An 808-nucleotide genomic window follows, 5' to 3' on the forward strand; every position below is an offset into this window, starting at 1 on the left:
TCTACCCCTAAGCGGCATAAGGATTCTCGACTTTAGTCGGTTGTTGCCGGGACCATGGTGCACCCAGTTCCTGGGCGACTTGGGTGCGGACGTGGTGAAGATCGAAGATAACAGGGGCGGGGATCCCAGCCGGCACAACCCACCCATGGTCGATGCTGGAAGTGTCTATTTCAATAGTGTCAATGGTCAGAAGCGTTCTATCGCGCTGGACCTGAGGGCCAACGGCGCCGGAGCCGTGCTGGAGCGGCTCTTTTCCTGGGCCGATATCGTCGTCGAATCGTTCAGCGTGGGAACTGCATCTCGCCTTGGCGTCGGGTACGACGATGCCCGCAAAGTACGCCGGGACATCATATATTGCTCCGTATCTGGTTACGGGCAGGATGGACCGAAAGCCGACGTGGCTGGTCACGACCTGGTCATACAGGCATCGACCGGTCTGCTCGATCCTATTCCGAACGGTCTGCCGCATTTCCAGGCTGCGGACTATTCGGCGGCGAGCATGGCCGTCATCGCGGTGCTGGCGGCGCTGCGTCGCCGTGACCTGACTGGGGAGGGCGCTTATCTGGACATTGCGATGTCCGACAGTCTCGCCGCCATGAGCGCCATAGTGCTGGCTCCAGGCTTGGCGCGCGCTTCGGGAGCGAGCGGCTCGCCACGCATCGAGGTCTGGGGCCACAATCCGCGTTACAACATTTATCGTACGAAAGACGGCCGTACGGTTGCGCTCTGTCTGCTTGAGACCCGCCTCTGGGACAGGTTTTGCAGCGCCATCGGCCGCACCGATCTGGCGGCCGGCGAGGAGTTGTCC

The 808-nt window shown here is 61.5% G+C and carries 1 protein-coding gene; it reads left to right on the forward strand.

Annotated elements, in window-relative coordinates; all coding sequences use genetic code 11:
• Positions 1 to 16 precede the first annotated feature (16 nt).
• On the forward strand, positions 17 to 808 hold a 792-nt coding region (locus ACK8OU_RS20360; RefSeq protein WP_410305144.1), incomplete at its 3' end, for a CaiB/BaiF CoA transferase family protein.

The sequence above is a fragment of the Pontitalea aquivivens genome, from assembly GCF_046507575.1.
In the GTDB taxonomy this organism is placed as follows: Bacteria; Pseudomonadota; Alphaproteobacteria; order Rhodobacterales; family Rhodobacteraceae; genus Pontitalea; species Pontitalea aquivivens.